Annotated in this window: 19 protein-coding genes; 8 read left to right on the forward strand and 11 right to left on the reverse strand. The window is 68.4% G+C overall.

Translation table 11 applies throughout. The features are described from left to right. Nucleotides 1-224 precede the first annotated feature (224 nt). The 9 genes from ACOGXD_RS02905 to cysS all read right to left on the reverse strand — a co-directional run bounded on the left by ACOGXD_RS02905 (nucleotide 225) and on the right by cysS (nucleotide 7,936). A complete protein-coding gene (locus tag ACOGXD_RS02905) occupies nucleotides 225-1,145 on the reverse strand; it encodes a P1 family peptidase (RefSeq protein WP_419916430.1) in 921 nt (306 codons plus the stop codon). A gap of 81 nt (nucleotides 1,146-1,226) precedes the next feature. Continuing rightward, nucleotides 1,227-2,180 carry an SPFH domain-containing protein gene (locus ACOGXD_RS02910; RefSeq protein ID WP_419916431.1) on the reverse strand — a complete coding sequence of 318 codons (954 nt, stop codon included), beginning with the start codon at nucleotides 2,178-2,180 and terminating at the stop codon, nucleotides 1,227-1,229. Next, nucleotides 2,180-2,773 carry an NfeD family protein gene (locus ACOGXD_RS02915; protein WP_419916432.1) on the reverse strand — a complete coding sequence of 198 codons (594 nt, stop codon included), beginning with the start codon at nucleotides 2,771-2,773 and terminating at the stop codon, nucleotides 2,180-2,182. Before ACOGXD_RS02915 ends, ACOGXD_RS02910 begins: the two co-directional genes overlap by 1 nt. 58 nt (nucleotides 2,774-2,831) lie before the next feature. After that, nucleotides 2,832-3,716 carry a bifunctional DNA-formamidopyrimidine glycosylase/DNA-(apurinic or apyrimidinic site) lyase gene (gene mutM, locus ACOGXD_RS02920; protein WP_419916433.1) on the reverse strand — a complete coding sequence of 295 codons (885 nt, stop codon included), beginning with the start codon at nucleotides 3,714-3,716 and terminating at the stop codon, nucleotides 2,832-2,834. A gap of 72 nt (nucleotides 3,717-3,788) precedes the next feature. Then, a complete protein-coding gene (locus tag ACOGXD_RS02925) occupies nucleotides 3,789-4,592 on the reverse strand; it encodes an enoyl-CoA hydratase/isomerase family protein (protein ID WP_419916434.1) in 804 nt (267 codons plus the stop codon). 94 nt (nucleotides 4,593-4,686) lie between these two features. Beyond that, the gene (locus ACOGXD_RS02930; RefSeq protein WP_419916435.1) at nucleotides 4,687-5,544 is read right to left on the reverse strand and encodes a RecB family exonuclease; all 858 of its coding nucleotides are present in this window, start codon (nucleotides 5,542-5,544) and stop codon (nucleotides 4,687-4,689) included. A 45-nt stretch (nucleotides 5,545-5,589) separates the two neighbouring features. Then, nucleotides 5,590-5,886: a hypothetical protein gene (locus ACOGXD_RS02935; protein ID WP_419916436.1), complete on the reverse strand. Its 297-nt coding sequence runs from the start codon at nucleotides 5,884-5,886 to the stop codon at nucleotides 5,590-5,592. A 46-nt stretch (nucleotides 5,887-5,932) separates the two neighbouring features. Then, the gene (locus ACOGXD_RS02940; RefSeq protein WP_419916437.1) at nucleotides 5,933-6,703 is read right to left on the reverse strand and encodes a ParA family protein; all 771 of its coding nucleotides are present in this window, start codon (nucleotides 6,701-6,703) and stop codon (nucleotides 5,933-5,935) included. Between the two features lie 30 nt (nucleotides 6,704-6,733). After that, the gene (gene cysS / locus ACOGXD_RS02945) at nucleotides 6,734-7,936 is read right to left on the reverse strand and encodes a cysteine--tRNA ligase (RefSeq protein ID WP_419917345.1); all 1,203 of its coding nucleotides are present in this window, start codon (nucleotides 7,934-7,936) and stop codon (nucleotides 6,734-6,736) included. A gap of 32 nt (nucleotides 7,937-7,968) precedes the next feature. Here cysS and ACOGXD_RS02950 point away from each other — a divergent pair, with 32 nt between their 5' ends. The 3 genes from ACOGXD_RS02950 to ACOGXD_RS02960 are packed head-to-tail and all read left to right on the forward strand — an operon-like array spanning nucleotide 7,969 to nucleotide 10,888. Continuing rightward, on the forward strand, nucleotides 7,969-9,147 hold the full coding sequence (locus ACOGXD_RS02950) for a hypothetical protein (protein WP_419916438.1): 1,179 nt from the start codon (nucleotides 7,969-7,971) through the stop codon (nucleotides 9,145-9,147). A gap of 59 nt (nucleotides 9,148-9,206) precedes the next feature. Next, nucleotides 9,207-10,358, forward strand: coding sequence for a hypothetical protein (locus tag ACOGXD_RS02955; protein WP_419916439.1), 1,152 nt, complete (start codon nucleotides 9,207-9,209; stop codon nucleotides 10,356-10,358). Between the two features lie 8 nt (nucleotides 10,359-10,366). Then, nucleotides 10,367-10,888, forward strand: a complete 522-nt coding sequence (locus ACOGXD_RS02960; RefSeq protein ID WP_419916440.1) for a hypothetical protein — start codon at nucleotides 10,367-10,369, stop codon at nucleotides 10,886-10,888. Nucleotides 10,889-10,894: 6 nt separating this feature from the next. Here the strand turns inward: ACOGXD_RS02960 and ACOGXD_RS02965 are convergent, their stop codons facing one another. Together ACOGXD_RS02965 and ACOGXD_RS02970 are read right to left on the reverse strand one after the other, a co-directional pair. After that, nucleotides 10,895-11,713: an NUDIX hydrolase gene (locus ACOGXD_RS02965; RefSeq protein WP_419916441.1), complete on the reverse strand. Its 819-nt coding sequence runs from the start codon at nucleotides 11,711-11,713 to the stop codon at nucleotides 10,895-10,897. A 9-nt stretch (nucleotides 11,714-11,722) separates the two neighbouring features. Continuing rightward, complete coding sequence (locus tag ACOGXD_RS02970; RefSeq protein WP_419916442.1) at nucleotides 11,723-12,373, reverse strand: 5' nucleotidase, NT5C type; 651 nt, start codon at nucleotides 12,371-12,373, stop codon at nucleotides 11,723-11,725. A gap of 225 nt (nucleotides 12,374-12,598) precedes the next feature. Here ACOGXD_RS02970 and nthB point away from each other — a divergent pair, with 225 nt between their 5' ends. The 5 genes from nthB to ACOGXD_RS02995 are packed head-to-tail and all read left to right on the forward strand — an operon-like array spanning nucleotide 12,599 to nucleotide 16,241. After that, a complete protein-coding gene (gene nthB, locus ACOGXD_RS02975; protein WP_419916443.1) occupies nucleotides 12,599-13,312 on the forward strand; it encodes a nitrile hydratase subunit beta in 714 nt (237 codons plus the stop codon). A gap of 33 nt (nucleotides 13,313-13,345) precedes the next feature. Further along, nucleotides 13,346-13,990 (forward strand): nitrile hydratase subunit alpha, encoded by a 645-nt coding sequence (gene nthA / locus ACOGXD_RS02980; RefSeq protein WP_419916444.1) that lies wholly within the window; start codon nucleotides 13,346-13,348, stop codon nucleotides 13,988-13,990. A 52-nt stretch (nucleotides 13,991-14,042) separates the two neighbouring features. Next, nucleotides 14,043-14,582 (forward strand): UGSC family (seleno)protein, encoded by a 540-nt coding sequence (locus ACOGXD_RS02985; RefSeq protein WP_419855567.1) that lies wholly within the window; start codon nucleotides 14,043-14,045, stop codon nucleotides 14,580-14,582. Nucleotides 14,583-14,589: 7 nt separating this feature from the next. Next, a complete protein-coding gene (locus ACOGXD_RS02990) occupies nucleotides 14,590-15,747 on the forward strand; it encodes a hypothetical protein (RefSeq protein WP_419916445.1) in 1,158 nt (385 codons plus the stop codon). After that, nucleotides 15,747-16,241, forward strand: coding sequence for a MaoC family dehydratase (locus tag ACOGXD_RS02995; protein WP_419916446.1), 495 nt, complete (start codon nucleotides 15,747-15,749; stop codon nucleotides 16,239-16,241). Before ACOGXD_RS02990 ends, ACOGXD_RS02995 begins: the two co-directional genes overlap by 1 nt. Nucleotides 16,242-16,259 lie beyond the last annotated feature (18 nt).

Genomic DNA, 16,259 nt, shown 5'->3' on the forward strand with positions numbered 1-16,259 from the left:
TTCGCGCCTCCGCCGGTTGGCGGGGCAGCGGCCGCGTGAGGACCAGCACGCGGATCTTGTGGGGTTCGGTGGTCCGGGTTGGAGTCGCCACCTGATGGAGACGTCCCCTTCTCGGAAGCGGGTCGCCTCAGCGCCCGGCCACCTCCAGAGTCCTGTTGCGTTTCGGCATTGCTTGGACCACCCCCTTTCTCTGGTGCGTCCAGATTGCCACAACTGCAACCGGATTAGGAAACGATTTCCGATCGGATCGCTCGGGCGACGGCAGCAGCCCCCAGCATCGCCACCAGGTCGGGCTGGGTGTCGACCTCGCCTGTGGCGAGCAGGAACAGCGCGTCGCCGTCGAAGTTCGTGTGCGGCGGTTCGATTGCCCGGGCGATCCCGGTGTGCGCGAGATCGACCGCTCGGCAGGCCTCTGGCTTGGTGAGCCGGGCGTTGGTGACCAGGCAGCCGATCGTCGTGTTGCCACGCTCGGGTGACTCGGGCTCTTCGGTGCCGCGCCCAGTGAACCCGGGTATCGCCTCAACCGGGTCATGCGGATAGCGCTCGGCCCCCGGCGGCGCCGTGCAGCCGGCCAGCACGGTCCCGTCAGTGTCGATGACATCGCCCAGGGCATTCACCGCCACCAGCGCGCCGACGACCACGTCGCCCGAACGCTCCACAGCAGCGCCCAGCCAGCCGGGCACGGCGAAGTCCCGACCAGCGACCTTGCCGATCGTGCAGCCCCGCCCGACGCCGACCCGTCCGGTGGCAGGCTCGTCCGCGCTGGCGGCCTCGCAGGCAGCCCATCCCGCCGCCGCTGTCGGACGCTCGCTGTCCGGGGACTGGATGTCGTACACGACTGCCGCGCCCACGACCGGCACGATGCTGTCGCGAATGTCGAGCCCGCGGCCCTGGCTGGCGCACCAGCGAACAACGCCGTCTGCCGCAGAGAGTCCGAAGACGCTGTTGCCGCACAGCACGACTCCGTGGCACTCGACGCCAGCGCCCGTCGAACTGAGCGCAGCGGCCTCGCGAGTCCCCGGTGCACCGCCGCGCACGGCCATGGCACCCAGAGTGCCTGGCGGCGGGAGCACCACGGTCACGCCGGTGGCTGCGTCGTCGTCGGTCCATGAGCCGACCAGCACAGACGGCAATCCCAACGCCATGGCCGCGCACCCTACGCGTTGGACCGCTCGCCGGCCGCGCCGGTTCGGAGGCGGAGCCTGGCCGCCGGGAGCAACGGCGGGCTACTCCTCGGCGGCCCCGATCGGGGAAGCGGCGTCGGCCGTGCGCTCGCGGAACATCTCGCCCATCGCGGCCACTGCGCCGAGCACGCCGCTGGTGTCGAGCGGCAGGAAGATCTTGGTGGCCTGGCCATTCGCCACGCCCTGCAGCGCTTCGAGGTACTTGATGGCGATCAGGTCGTCGGTGGGATCGCCGTTGTGGATCGCCAAGAACACTCGCTCGATGGCCTGGCCCTCGCCCTCGGCCACCGTGAGCTTCTGGTACTTGTCGGCGTCAGCCACCCGCTTGATTGCCTCAGCTTCGCCCTCGGCCCGCAGGATCTGCGACTGCTTCACGCCCTCTGCCTGGAGGATCGCCGCACGCTTCTCGCCCTCGGCCTCGGTGACCGCAGCGCGCCGGTCGCGTTCGGCCTTCATCTGGCGGTGCATGGCAGTGGTCACATCGGAGGGCGGCTCGATCCGCTGGATCTCGACACGCACCACGCGGGTGCCCCACTTGTCGGTGGCGTCGTCGAGGATCTGCCGCAGCTTGGAGTTGATGACCTCGCGTGACACCAGCGCATCGTCGAGCTGCAGGTCGCCGATCACGTTGCGGAGGTTGGTCTGCGCCAGCTTGGTCACGGCAATGATGAAGTTGCCCACCGCGTACTTCAGCTTCACCGGATCGGTCGGCTCGTAATAGATGACGGCGTCGACGGTCACCGCCACGTTGTCCTTGGTGATGACCTCCTGGGGCGGCACGTCCACGACCTGCTCACGCATGTCCACCTTCAAGATGCGCTGCACGAACGGGATCACGAAGCGCAGGCCCGGTTCGACCGTCATGCGGTACTTGCCCAGGAACTCGATGAGGCCTTGCTCGAAGGGGCGCACGATGCGCAGGCCCTTCGCCGCGATCACGAAGATCGCGAGTGCGATGATTGCCAGGAGGATCACTCCGGGGCTGATGCTGTCCATCAATCGCTCCTCGATGGTTCAGGCTCGGCTGCTTGCTGGCTCTGACCGACGTCCGTCTCGGACTCGGTTGCTGCATCTTCGTCTGCGTCGTCTGCTGCGATCGCCTCGGAGGCCGCCGCGCTGGCGGCGTCGCGACGCACGTAGTCGGGCGGTGGTGGTTCGAGGACTTCGACGTCGAGCTTGGTGCCGTGCAGTGCCGTGACGCGCACCAACGAGCCCTCGGCAACCGGCCCGCTCTCGGCAACAGCCCGCCACTCGTCCGACTCGACGCGCACCCGTCCGGTATTGGCGACGAGATCGATGTCTTCGATGACCCGGGCCTCCATGCCGATGTAGCGATTAGCCCCCACCGGCAGGTCGTCGGGGCGGTCCTGGCGGCCCATGAATCGGCGCAGCACCAGCATCGAAACCGCGGTGCCACCAAAGAACAGCAGCCATTGGACGGCACCGTGCAGGTCCAGCCACGCCGCTGCCGCTGCGAGCGCGGCGCCGAGCGCGAACGGCAGGAGGAAGAAGCCGGCAGTGAAGATCTCGCCGATGCCCATCACCATGGTCACGGCGACCCACACCCACCGCCACAGTTCGTTGTCCACACCGACCCCCGATCGCGCGATGGACTCGCTGCCAGTATGCCCCGCCCCAGCGAGGGTGTTAGCGCCTCTGGCAGAGGGGGCACCAGGTGCTGGAGCGCTGGTCGAGCACACGGCGGCGCAGTTCGGTGCCGCAGCGCACGCACGGCTCGCCTGCGCGGCCGTAGCAGACGAAGTACTTCTGATTGTCGCCCGCGCCTTCGAGGCTGTAGTAGTCGCGCAGGGTGCTGCCGCCCCGTTCGATGCTGGCGACCAATACATCTCGCAGCGCCGCCAGCAGCCGTTCGGCTCGCGGTTTCGAGATGGCCCGGGCCGACGGGTTGATGCGCGCCAGGAACAGCGCCTCGTCGGCGTAGATGTTGCCGATGCCCGCAATCAGCCGCTGGTTCAGCAACTGGGTCTTGATGCGCTGGCTAGACCGCCTGCTCGCCCGCCAGAACGCGGCTGCGTCGAAGCCCTCCTCCAGCGGCTCGGGACCCATGGCGGCAAGCGTCGGCAGGCCCCGGTAGTCGCCCCGGTCGCAGACGGCGATGCGGCCGAACCGGCGCACGTCGTGGCAGCAGAGCGTCTCGCCGTTGTCAAGGCGCCACCACGCACGCACATACGGGTCGGCGGCGCCGACCGCGCTCGGAGTCATGATTTCCGCCGCTGGTCCGTCAGTTGGGCGAGGAGGCGGCACGGCGCCGCGCGCTGCGCCAGCGTCGGCCGCCCCGGCGAAGCACAGCCGGCCGGTCATGCCGAGGTGCACGATCAGCTCGCGATCGCAGTCCAGCTCTGCGATCAGATACTTGCCGCGCCGGCGCAGTACCTCGATCTCGCTGCCCACCGCATCCACCGCGGACGCGAACTTGTGCGACGGGTGAGCCCAAGCCTCGGTGATGCGACGTCCGACCAGCAGCCCGGCCAACTGACGCCGGACCACTTCTACCTCCGGCAGCTCAGGCATCGACGGATCGCTTGCTACCAGGAGGCACGGAGCGAAGCCGCTGCGGCCGAATCCGGCTTGCGCAAATGCGGCCTAGCGGAACTTCGGCGGGCGCTTCTCCAAGAATGCGGCAACGGCCTCACGGTGATCGCCCGATGCACGAGCGATGTTCAGCGCCTCCAGCTCGCGGCGTTGCACCGCACCCAGATCGGTGTCGGATCCGTTGGCGGACAGCAACTGCTTCGTGAGCTGCAGCATGGTGGGCGGGTTCTCCGCATAGCTGCTCGCCCGCGCCAGCGCCGCCTCAAGCACGTCGCCGTCGGTGACCTCATCGACGAGGCCCATCTCGCCTGCTTCGGCGCCCATGACGATCCGGCCGGACAGCGCAAGGTCGGACGCCGCTCCCCAACCGCAGCGCTGAATGAGGATGTGCGACGAGGCCAGCTCCGGCGTGACGCCCATCTTCACGAAGCGGCACGACAGCTTGGCGTCGCTGTGGGCAATGAGAAAGTCCATCGACAGGATCATGGTGAGGCCGACGCCGATCGAGGCGCCGTTGATGGCCGCCACCATGGGCTTGGAGCTGCGCACGAGCTCCACCCAGTCGTCTGCGGCGGAGTCGTCGTGGGCGGCCGCTTCGCCCACGCTGCTGCCTGCTTCGTCGGCCGCGTCGATACGGGCCGCGAAGACCTCGGCAATGTCGGCGCCGGCGCAGAAGCCGCGACCCGCACCGGTAATGACGAACGCCCCGATCGACGGATCGTCGTTGCCGGCCCGTACCGCGTGCGTCAGCTCCGACTGCATGCGCGGCGTCCACGCGTTGAGCTTCTCCGGCCGGTTCAGCGTCAGCACCCGCACGTCGTCGCGGTCGGTCACGGTGATCTGCTCGTAGTCCATCTGGATGCTCCCAAGTTCGCAGGATCGGGCTACAGCATGGCCGCTGAGCGCGCAGCATTGCTCACGCAGCGATCAGTGCTCAATGCGGCATCGCTCACGCAGCGATGCCGGTCCTCCGCTGGTGCTCGAGTTGGCCTTCGGGGCAGTCGTCGCGGTAGGGACACCAGCTGCACAACGGTCCGGTGGTCGGTTCGAAGCATCCCGTTGCAGCGGCCTCAGCGATCCGACCCCACGTGTCGCAATGTTCGTTGACCGCCGCCGTGACAGCGTCGGCATCGAATGGACGGGCGATCTCGGTGGGCCGGCGGTCGTCGCGGCCAGCACCCGTCTCGCCCAGATACAGCAGCCGCACTTCGCTCACATCATCACCGACCGACTCCAGCGCAGCTGCATACAGCCAGACCTGCGACAGGCGGCTGTCGACGAAGCGTTGCGAGGGCGGGCGGCCGGTCTTGTAGTCGGTGACGCGCACACCCTCCGACACCCGGTCGACCAGGTCCACGATGCCCCGGAACGGCACGCCATCCAGCGATGTGTGGACATCGCGCTCGCGGTCCACCACGTCAACCTCGGCGGGATCCACCAGTTGGAAATAGCCCTCGATGTCGGTCCATGCGTTCCATCGGAAGGCCCGTTCTTGGGCTTCAGGCAGTTCCAGCGCCACAAAATCGGGGTTCTCCGCAAGCTGCGGCCACAGATCCCGGCAGATGGCACGAGCTCGCTCGAGCGTTCGCTGAGCGGGCGCGACCGCGAGCAGCTCCTCCAGCACGTGATGCACGAATGTGCCCCGCAGCGCCGGCTCGCCGGGAGGATCCGGCAGCTTGTCGACATAGCGGAACTTCCAACGCCTCGCGCATTGCCGGAACGTCGATGCGCCCGAAGGACTCAGGCTCCGCGGAAGCTCAACCTTGGGCGCATCGTCGGCAGCGACGCTGCCGGTGCGGGGTTCCACCCTCACAGCGTGGCCCATCCGGTCATCGGGGGCGTGGATGGTTTTCTAGCGACGTCGCCAGCGCCGCCACAGCCACCACGCCACGACTGCCGCGATCAGCCATCCGACGGCGACTGCACCGCCGAACGCTGCAAGCAGGCGGCGATCGACCGGCTCGGCCTGGCGCGGCAGGAGGTGCGATGCAGGCGCGGGTGCCGGATCGGCATCGGTGTCAGCGACCGGAGCACCTGGGACGGTTGGGGCAGCTGGTGTCTCGGCGGGCTCAGCCGCGGGCAAGTCGCCCGGAAGCGCGGCCGTGCCGTCGACGCTCGGCCGTGGTCGGTTCGGGTCGTAGTTGGCCATAGTCAAACCCTGCAGCGGCGAGCAATCCGAGCGTACCGCCGACCTGTCAGGCCAATCGGCCCTGCAAGTCGGCCCACAGCTCGTCGAAGGCCAGCACTGCCTCGGGCGCACCAGGCCGGCGACCGAGCGCCCGCAACGGCTGCGACTGCCCGGAGGCCTCCGCTATGGCGGCCCTCTGCGGGACGGGTGGCAACAACTCTGCGCCGAAGCGCTCAGCGAGCTGCTGGGACCAATAGGCGTTGTCACGCGTGCGTCCTACACGGTTCAGCACGACCCCGGCAATGGTGGGCGTGCCCTGGCGCTGCGCGACTCGGCTGACGGTGGACCGCATGAGGTCGACGCCATCGGCAGCCCAGGCGGCCGGTTCGGTCACCACCAGGGCACGGTCGGCTGCGAACAGCCCATTGATGCACAGCAGGCCCAACGACGGCGGGCAGTCGATGAGCACGAGATCGTGGTTCGCGCCGGCGAGCGCGATGCGCAGACGATCCTGCGCACCCACCAGGTCAGCGGCCATCTGCGGTTCCCGACTCGCCAGCGCATAGCTGCCCGGGACGAGTTGCGGACACGGCCCGTCGGGCGGCCAGCGAGCGTCGGTGATCGCCGAGAGCACAGCTCCCGGGGTCGGATCGGCGAGTGCGTCGTCGACGTTCGGCGACCCGTTCCACACTCCGAGGCCAGCCGACGCATTGGACTGCGGGTCGAGATCCACGACGAGCACGCTCAGCCCCGAAGCGCACGCTGCTTCGGCGATGCCGAGTGCGACCGTGGTCTTGCCCACGCCGCCCTTCTGGTTGACCACGGCCAGCGTCGTCATGGCGAGTGCCTTACGAGCCTGCGCGCCGCGTCACGGCGCTGCGGTCGCCGGCGGTGACGACAAATCGATACCGCAGAGGGCTGCCGCTGCCACCAGCTCGCCTCGCAGCGCGCCGCCGGCGGCCCCGCGCTCGACGGCAGCGGCGGCGTCGAGCAGCGCAGTGCGGGCCATCGGCGCATTGAGGTCGTCATCCAGCACAGCCTGCACCTCGGCGAGCAGGCCAGATGACCCCTCGCCCGATCCGGCCGCGGGCGAGGCACCGGCGGCGGCTGACGCCAGCGTGTCCAGCTCGCGTTGAGCGGCGAAGCCCTCCGAATCGAACCACTCCCATTCCGTGCGGTAGTGGTGCGCCATGAGCGCCAGCCGGATGGCCCTGGGGTCGACGCGGGCACGCAGATCGGAGATGAAGACCAGGTTGCCGAGCGACTTCGACATCTTGTGCCCCTGGTAGGAGACGAGCCCTGCGTGCACCCAGTAGCGGGCCAGCGGAGCACCGTGCACAGCCTCGCTCTGGGCGATCTCGCACTCGTGGTGCGGGAACACCAGGTCGCCACCCCCGCCATGTATGTCGATGGTCTCGCCGAGCGCCGCGTAGCCCATGGCCGAGCACTCGATGTGCCAGCCAGGCCGTCCCGGGCCGAATGGTGAGGGCCACGACGGCTCGCCGTCGGCGCTGGCTTGCCACAGCACGAAGTCGAGCGGGTTGCGCTGGCGGGGGTCGTCGGGGGTGCCGCCGCGCTCGGTGGCCAGCTCGGTCATGCGGTCGGCGCTGTAGCCGGACAGCTTCCCGAATTCAGGGAACGTGGTGACGTCAAAGAAGACCCGGTCGGCTGATACGTAGGCATGCCCAGCCTCAAGCAGCTTCGAAATCATGGCGATCATGGCGTCGATGGACCGGGTGGCCCGTGGCTCGTGCGCCGCAGGCCGTGTTCGAAGTGCAGCCATGTCAGCTTCGAAGCGGTCAATCTCCCGCTCGGCCAGCGACAGGTAGTGCTCGCCCAGCTCGGCCGCCTTGGGCAGGATGCTGTCATCGACATCGGTGTAGTTGCGCACCAGCGTGACGGTGTGACCCATGTCTTCGAGCCGGCGGATCAGCAGGTCATAGGCCAGATACGTCGCGGCGTGCCCCAGATGGGTGGCGTCGTAGGGCGTGATGCCGCACACGTACATGCCGACGTGATCGTCGAGTTCCATCTCGACGATGGAGCGCTGCGCGGTGTCGTAGATGCGCATTCCCACGGCCCGACACGGTACTGTCGGAGCGGGTGGACAGGCGTGGAAGCGACCGTGCGCTGCTCGAGCGGATCGCCCTCTACCGGCATCGCCGTGAGCTGCCGCCGCTGCAACCTGCGGTCATCGACGAGCTGGCCGAATGGCTGAAAACCCACGGCTCAGACCCGCTGACGTACGTGTGCAATCTCTTTGAGCGTCACCAAGTGGTCTTCGTGGGCCACCACACCCCCACACGCCGCGCCGGGCTGTTCCTGCAGGATCTCGTGGCAGCGGCGTACCGGTCGGGCGTGGGCATCGTGGCCATGGAGTACGCCTGCGTCGATGACCAGGCCCGGCTTGACGCGGTGGTCACCGGCGCGACATTCGACGAGCAGCTAGCGCGAGACGCATTGCTCCGCTGGGGCATACGCCACAACTTCGCCTACCGCGAATACCTCAACGTGCTGAGCGCGGTCTGGGAGGTGAACCGTCGCTTCGCGAGTGGCGGGCCGCCCATGCGTGTCCTGGCGCTCGACTACGACCTCGACCTCGATGCCGTCACCGACACGGCCGACCTGCGCACCTCGTACGCGTGGCCGCACTTGCGCAGCCGCGGCCCGGTGTCGGCGCACATGTGCGACGTGCTGCTCGCCGAGGTCGTCGAGCCGGGTCATCGCGCGCTCGTGCTCGCCCGCACAGCTCACGCGCTGACCCGGGCAAGGCGGCTGCCGCACCGGGTGTGGGATGCGATCGATGCCGAGATCGTCGGCGGTCACGTGGTGGGTGCGGCCAACCGTGTGTACGAGGTGGTGGCCGACCGTGCCGTCACCGTGCTGATCCACGAGCCGCTGCCGGCCGACGGCGAGCTGTGCGACTACGCGCTGGTTGCCGACGGCGTGCTCGACGCGGCGTTTGCCATGCACGACGACCTGGCCGTGCCGCTCGCCTTCGACGTGGATCAGGGGCCCGCAGCCCGGCTCGGCTGCACGACGAGCCTCGATCGCGCGCCGCTCGGCAGCCTCGCCACCGGCTGGATCTACCTCGAACCCGACTACGAGCGCCGGGCGCCGACCCCGCTGCCCGAGCCGGTGCCTGCGGTGTACGTAGAACACGCCCGGCGGTATGCCCTCGATCCGGCGCTGCGAGACGAGAAATCAACCCCTGGCGACTTCGCAGCGGCCGTGTCCGAATCTGCAGCGGCAGCGGAACTGGCCTGGACACAGGTGCTCTAGCTGGGCTCCGGGTCAGCTCGCTGTCAGATTCCGGGCCGCCAGCGGGCAGACTCATGGCGGTGCCGCCCGAAGACCCCACCGACGACGAGCGGCCCACGCCCGCGCTCCTGTCGCCTGAGGAGTATCTGGGCGACCTCTGCGGGCGCCACCAGATCGTGCTGCTCGGCGACCAGGTCGGGGTCCGACAGCACTTGGGATTCCTGGCGGGCACGCTCGCCGAGCTGGCCGACAACGGTGTGGAGAATCTCGCTTGGGAGTTCACCAACTCACGCCGTCAAGCCGAGCTTGATGCCCTGATCGACGCTCCCGAGTGGGACAGCCGAGCCTGCGCCGACCTGTTCGTCGATCTGCTCGGTGCCGGGTTCGGATACCAGGAATACGCCGATGTGCTGCACGCGGTCTGGAAGCACAACACCGCGGAGCGCCGTCGCGATGACGACCGACGGCCTATCCGCGTGATCGCGCTCGGCCTGCCCACCTACGTGGAAGACCCCGATCTGCTGGACGGTCGCTCTGCCGCCGAGCTGGGACTGCGGAACTGGTCGCTCGGCGGGCACTACCGGGACATGTCCGCGTTTCACGCCGCCAGCGTGCTCACCGCCGAGGTACTCCGCCAGGGACAGCGTGCCCTCGTGTACATGAACGTCGCCGCCACCACCACCGGCCTCGTGGAATGGGTGGACGGCTCGCCGACAACCTCGGCGGGCAACCTCCTGTGGCGCTGGATGAGCGACGGCTGCCGACGAGTCGTGTTCCACGGCACCGTGGCCGACACCGCCGCCACCGAACGGGTCGAGGAACTGATCTCACGCTCGCCCGAGGGTCGTGGCGGTACCGACATCCGCTTCGGCTTGGACTTGGCAGCCTCGACGCTCGGCAGTGTCGCGATGACGGGGGTGCGTGGCTCGCTCGACGGTGCCGATACCTCGCTGCGACTGCGCGAGGTGACCGACGGCTACGTCTATCTGGGGCCGCGAGCCGACTGGGAACCGTGCACGCTGATCGACGACCTGATCACCGACGAGAACTTCGCGAGTGCCGAAGCTCGTTACCGGGCACTCGATCCCCGCCCGGAGCCCTACACCCGCGACGAGCTCGACGAGGTGCGCCGTACCGGGCAGCAGGAGCTGTCGGCGGCCTGGCCGCCGCTGCCGGAACCGCCCGAGGAGCCGAAGCGGCGTTTCGCGCGGTTCCGCAAGGACGACTCGTAGCTCGCGCCGTGCTGCACCGCATCGACGAGATCCCGCTTCGGGCTGCTGAGGTGGCCGGTCGCCTGTTCGTGACCAACTTCTCAGCAGTCGGTCCCGATCCGGGAGGCGCGCTGGATCGTGTGAATGCTTCGGTCGTGGCGTGCATGCTGACTCGCCACGAGATCGAGCTGCGCTATCCCGACTACGGCGAGTGGCTCGATTCTCACAGTGACGCGGCCAGCAGCCCCCGTGCGTTGTGGCTGCCTACGCCTGACGGCGGTGTCACGACGGATGCGCCGGTGCTCGAACTCGTGGAGGTTGTCGTTTCAGCGCTGGATCGCGGCGACAGCGTGCTCGTGCACTGCGGAGCAGGCATGGCGCGCACGGCCGTGATCGGGATCCTGACCATGGTGGCCTTCGGTGCCGACCCGGTGGCAGCCGCTATCGACTTCCGGGCGGCCCGTCCTGGCGGCGGTCCCGACGGCCCGCCCCAAGAACAGCAGATCGCCCGCCTCGTCCCCAAGGCCCAACAGCTGCGCCTCGCTAGCTGATACGGCTCAACCGACGTCGGCGGTGTGGGTGCCGTCGTGTTCTTCCCAGCGCCAGCCTGAGCGGACCATGATGCAGCGGCGGCGCGGGCCGGGGGCATCGAGGTCACCGTCAGGAAAGGCAGCGTCACCGACATACACGGCAATGTGGCCGGGGTCGGTTTCCGGCGAGGGGATGATCTGGGTGTGGAAGCACGTATGGCCGTCGATCGAGGCCAACACATCGGCAGAGCGTGTGAAACCTGACAGCCAGGTGAGCGTCGCGAACGTGGGCGTGACGAACTCGATCTCGCCCGCTGCTCGACGCTCCAACGCCGCCGCAGGTGACACCCAGGCATGGTCGAGGATCTCGCTTCCGTCGACGCGTACCGCATCGAGGTCGGCTGGTGCCTCGCACACGAAGAAATGCGTCGAGAATCGCTTGGGGCGAATCGGCGGCGGCAGCCAGTGTGCGAAATGGGTCAGCTCGGCACCCGACAAGTCGATACCGGCCTCTTCGTGAGCTTCCCGAACTGCTGCCGTGCGAAAGCCGCGCCGGTCGCCGTCATGCAGGTCATCTGCGCCGGCGCTGCGTGGGTCGCACGGGGCCACCACATAGCCGGGCGTGTCACGATCGGGCGGGTCCACTCGGCCACCGGGAAACACCCACATGCCGCCGAAGAAGCCACGCGAGTTGCGCCGCAGCATGAGCACCTCGATGTGCGCGCCTGCGTCGCTTTCCGCGGCGTCGAAACCGTGACCTGGCGCAGCCGCAGGCGTGCCGTCGCGCAGCACCACGACCGTCGCCGCGTCGATGGGTGCCGGCGGTGTTGTGGGGGAATCACTCATGCGCCCGGCCTACGCGGTATCCCGGGTTCGCAACTCCAAGCGATCGGAGCCAGCGTCCATGCCGGGCAGCGGGCGCGAGACGTAGCCGCTGTGCTTCGCCAGCAGCTCCACCACCATCTCTTCGGCTTCGGCCCAGTTGTGTGCCCGTGGTCCTTCCACCTGGGCGTTGTAGGGCTGGTCGAAGGTGATCGCGTACCCGCCCGCGGCACGGATGTCGATCACGTTGTGGGGAGCGTCTTCGATGTAGGCGTCGGCGTTCACCATCGCCTTGTCGGCCACGAAGCAGATATCGCGGTACGGGATGCGCTCGCGGTCGAGCCACTCGACCGTGTCGCTCACGGTGACACGGTGGCCCCAGCTCACGTACAGGCGGTGGGTGACGATCCGTATCCATACGCCGGCGTCAGACAGCCGCCACAGCGCTTCAGAGCACCCCTCCATCGGCTTCATCTCACGGAACATGCGGTAGTCGATGACGGCGATGCGATGGAGCTCTTCGAACTCGCCGTCGGCGAGGCCCCACTCGGTGAAGTTCCAACCACGCACCAGCGGCAACGAGTCCTCCGGAACTCCGCGCTCGGCGGCCACCACGCGACGGAAGGCCTCGGTGTGCATCCCGCACACGCCGTCGAGGTCCACTGCAAGCACGAACGCAGGCATTGCAGCAACCTAACAACCAGCGCCTGATCGGCCCGGTTGCGTCACCTGTTGCCTTCCGCTCCTATTGGCTGCGCTCACGGGCCGCTCTGGCCACGGCTTCGCGCCGCATTTGCCGCTGATGTTCGCTTCGCTCACGGGCCGCTGAGGCCCGGGCTCAGCCTCCAGGTGCAATGCTGGTCGGCCATGCCGCCAGATGCAGACGAATCCGCGCCCGCGGCGCGAAGCGTGCACGATCTCGGGGGCGCCTCCGGGTATGGACCGGTGCCTCACGACCCTGATGAGCCGCCGTTTCACGCCGACTGGGAACGGCGTGTGTTCGGTCTGCTGGGCGCGGTGACAGCTTCGACGGCTCGACGACCGGGCGAGTTCCGCTACGTCCTCGAGCGCTTGGACGCATCCGACTACTTCGACAACGGCTACTACGGACGCTGGCTCGCAGGCTTCGAGGTGCTGCTCGGCGAATACGGGTTGATCGGTCCAGACGAAGTCAGCAGTGCCGTCGCTCGGCGAGCCAACGTGACCCCCGAAGAAGCTGCCGGAGCCTCGCCGGTCCAGCGCGCCGCACCCGTCGCTGCCCGCGATCCGGCCGCGATGCCCCCAGACCGGCCCACGCCGGAACCACGGCATCGAACCGTCAGGCGAGAGTTGGCAGATCCGCCCCGATTCAGCATCGGCGAGCGCGTCGTCGCTCCAGCATCAGTGCAGCCCGGCCATACACGACTGCCCGACTACGTGGCGGGTAAACAGGGCACGATCACCAAGCTGCATCCGGCGGAAGTGCTGCCCGACAGCACGGCGCACGACATGGGCGAGCGGCCACAGCACGTCTATTGCGTGGGCTACGACGCCCAGACGCTGTGGGGCAACGAGGCAGACCCGAATGCGACTGTCCACGTCGACCTGTACGAGTGCTACCTGACGGCAGCCGAGGGCGGCTGACGCGATGGCAGCAGGCTGACCAGGGAGGAACCGATGCACGACGACCATGCCGGCGGCAGCAGCCACGGCGATCACGACCACCGCAACCGTCACCTTGCATCATCGCCGGAAATCCGCGTCGAGGCGCTGGAAGACCTGCTGGTGGAACGCGGTATCGCCGACCGGGGACGGATCGACGCCATCATCGAGCGGTTCGAGCACGACATCAGCCCGATGATCGGCGCCAGATTGGTGGCCCAGGCGTGGCTTGATCCTGGCTTGCGACAGCAGCTGCTGATCGACGCCGATGCCGTCTTGGCCGGCATGGACATCCGCGGCGCCGAGATCGAGCACATCGAGGTAAAGGCCAACGAGCCCGGCGTCCACAACGTGGTCGTCTGCACCCTGTGCTCGTGCTACCCGTGGGCGCTGCTCGGGCTGCCGCCGAACTGGTACAAGAGCCCCGAGTACCGGGCTCGCGTGGTGCGCGAACCTCGGACGGTGCTGGCCGAGATGGGCCTGGAGCTCGACCCGAGCACCGAGGTGCGCGTCTGGGACTCCAGCTCCGAGACCCGGTTCCTGGTGCTGCCCGAGCGGCCCGCGGGCACGGAGGGATGGCCCGTCGAACGCTTGGCCGAGCTGGTGACGAGGGATTCGATGATCGGCGTGGACCGCGCTGCCGATCCCGGCAGCGAGTAGGCGTACGAGCGCACAGCACGCGTGGCTGCGGCGCGGGTGTCAGACTGGACCCATGAGCACCCTCACCTTCCACGATCCAAGAGGCGAGGCCAAGACTGCGCCTGAGCCCTACACGCTCAGCACACCACTCGATCAGCCGATCACGATCGGCCTGGTCGCCAATGGCTTCCCCGACAGCGTCCGCTTCCTCGACCACGTCGAGAAGGCGCTGGCCGAACGGCTGCCGTCGGCGTCGTTCAACCGCTACGACAAGGGCGACGCTTCGTCGGTCGTCGGCAAAGGGATGCTCAGCGACATCAGCGCCGAATGCGGTGCGGTGATCGCCGCGTACGGCCATTGAGGCAGCTGCACATCTGGCACCGTGCGTGACAGCATCACCACTGCCCGAGCGGGCATCCCGTCCATTGCGCTCGTCACCGACGCGTTCTGGCCCCAGGGCGACTTCGTGGCCAACGCCACCGGCATGCCGACCGTTCCCCGTGTCCGCCTGCCGCACCCGGTAGCGGGCAGCGGCGAGGACAACATGGCCAAGGTTGCCGCCGACATCGCGCCGCAGATCATCGCGATCCTGACCGGCGCCGCTGCCAACTAGACCAGCCGTGACACTGCTGGAGGCCCGCAGCGAGGCCGACGCGCTCGAGCAGCTTCACGCGCTCGGGCTCACCGACGGCCTGCCGGTCGTGATCCCCACGCCGGAGCGGGTGGCGATGATGGCGCTCGCCACCGGGCTCGACCCCGATCTCGAACTGGGCGTCATGGGACCCGCGCACGGCGTGGCGAGCGTGGAGAAGGTGGCCACCGCTGCGGTGATGGCCGGCTGCCTGCCCGACCACATTCCCGTCGTGGTGGCCGCCGTGCGGGCGGTGTGCCGGCCCGAGTTCGACCTCACCGAGATGCAGAGCACCACCCACTGCACCGCGCCGCTCATCGTGGTGTGCGGGCCGGCACGGCACCAGTGCGGCGGCGTGGCGTCGGGATTCGGGGCGCTCGGGCCCGGCCATCGTGCCAACGCTTCGATCGGCCGGGCGCTGCGGCTGGCGATGATGAACATCGGCGGAGCCCGGCCCGGCGTGTCGGACATGGCGCTGCACGGCCATCCCGGCAAGTTCACCTACTGCCTCGCCGAGGACACCGAGAACAGCCCGTTCGCGCCGCTGCACACCGCCTACGGCTACGCCGAAGATGACAGCGCCGTGGTGGTGGTCGGTGCCGAGGCGCCGCATTCGACGATCTTCACCGGCGATGCCGACGATCCCGAATCGGCCAGCCGGCTGCTGAACGTGATTGCTGCCGTCATGGCCAACCCGGGCAGCAACAACGCCCACCTGCGACACGGTGCCGTCACCGTGATCATGAATCCCGATCACACGACGGTGTTGGCTCGCGCCGGGCTGACCCGCGAAGACATTCAGGCCGAGTTGGCTGCCCGCGCAACCAATACCGCGGCCACGCTCGCCTATGTCGGGTCGGCCTTCTACCTCGACCGGGACGGCCCGCCCGATGAGCTGGTCCCGATCCTGAAAGACCCCAGCAGGATCGTGGTATTCCAGGCGGGCGGCTCGGGTCTGTACACGATGGTGATGCCCTCATGGTGCGCCGGCCCGCACCAGAACCCGGTGGTCCACGCCGAGATCGATCTCGACCAAGCGTGCGAGGTGCCTTGGGCCGATGCTCTCGGCATCGGCCAATCAGACGCCGCCGACACCCTTGGAGTCGGCCAATCAGACACTGCCGAAGTTGCAGGAGGAGCAGCCTGATGAGCGATGCACCCCGCCCGCACGGCGGACGGTGGTTCGAAGAGCTGACACCGGGTCTGGTGATCCACCACCGGCTGCGCCGCACGATCACCGAGGCCGACAACGTCATTTTCACCACCATGACCATGAACCCGGCGGCCCTGCATCTCGACTTCGAGTACGCCCGCACCGAGACCCAGTTCGGCAAGCCGCTCGTGAACTCGATGTTCACGGCCGCTGTCGTAGTCGGCATATCGGTCCACGAGACCACCCACGGCACCACCGTGGCGAACCTCGGTTTTGAGCGGATGGATTTCCCTGCACCCGTCTTCCACGGCGACACGCTGCGGGTGGAGAGCGAAGTGGTCTCGGCCCGCGGATCGAAGAGCAAACCCGACCAGGGCATCATCCTGTTCGAGCACCGCGCCTACAACCAGGACGACACGCTGGTCGCCATCATGCGCCGCAACGCCCTCATGTGGCGCCAACCGGCGGAGCCCGACACCGGCGCCTGAACGCCTTGGGGCGCGGCG

It is taken from the genome of Candidatus Poriferisodalis sp., assembly GCF_965204125.1.
GTDB lineage: Bacteria > Actinomycetota > Acidimicrobiia > Acidimicrobiales > Poriferisodalaceae > Poriferisodalis.

Coding starts and splice junctions, on each gene's coding strand:
- cysS (WP_419917345.1), bottom strand. CDS start 7,936: ATGCGCATCTACGACACCGCGCAGCGCTCCATCGTCGAGATGGAACTC.
- ACOGXD_RS02970 (WP_419916442.1), bottom strand. CDS start 12,373: ATGCCTGCGTTCGTGCTTGCAGTGGACCTCGACGGCGTGTGCGGGATG.
- ACOGXD_RS02965 (WP_419916441.1), bottom strand. CDS start 11,713: ATGAGTGATTCCCCCACAACACCGCCGGCACCCATCGACGCGGCGACG.
- ACOGXD_RS02905 (WP_419916430.1), bottom strand. CDS start 1,145: ATGGCGTTGGGATTGCCGTCTGTGCTGGTCGGCTCATGGACCGACGAC.
- ACOGXD_RS02940 (WP_419916437.1), bottom strand. CDS start 6,703: ATGACGACGCTGGCCGTGGTCAACCAGAAGGGCGGCGTGGGCAAGACC.
- nthA (WP_419916444.1), top strand. CDS start 13,346: ATGCACGACGACCATGCCGGCGGCAGCAGCCACGGCGATCACGACCAC.
- ACOGXD_RS02925 (WP_419916434.1), bottom strand. CDS start 4,592: ATGGACTACGAGCAGATCACCGTGACCGACCGCGACGACGTGCGGGTG.
- mutM (WP_419916433.1), bottom strand. CDS start 3,716: ATGCCTGAGCTGCCGGAGGTAGAAGTGGTCCGGCGTCAGTTGGCCGGG.
- ACOGXD_RS02935 (WP_419916436.1), bottom strand. CDS start 5,886: ATGGCCAACTACGACCCGAACCGACCACGGCCGAGCGTCGACGGCACG.
- ACOGXD_RS02910 (WP_419916431.1), bottom strand. CDS start 2,180: ATGGACAGCATCAGCCCCGGAGTGATCCTCCTGGCAATCATCGCACTC.
- ACOGXD_RS02995 (WP_419916446.1), top strand. CDS start 15,747: ATGAGCGATGCACCCCGCCCGCACGGCGGACGGTGGTTCGAAGAGCTG.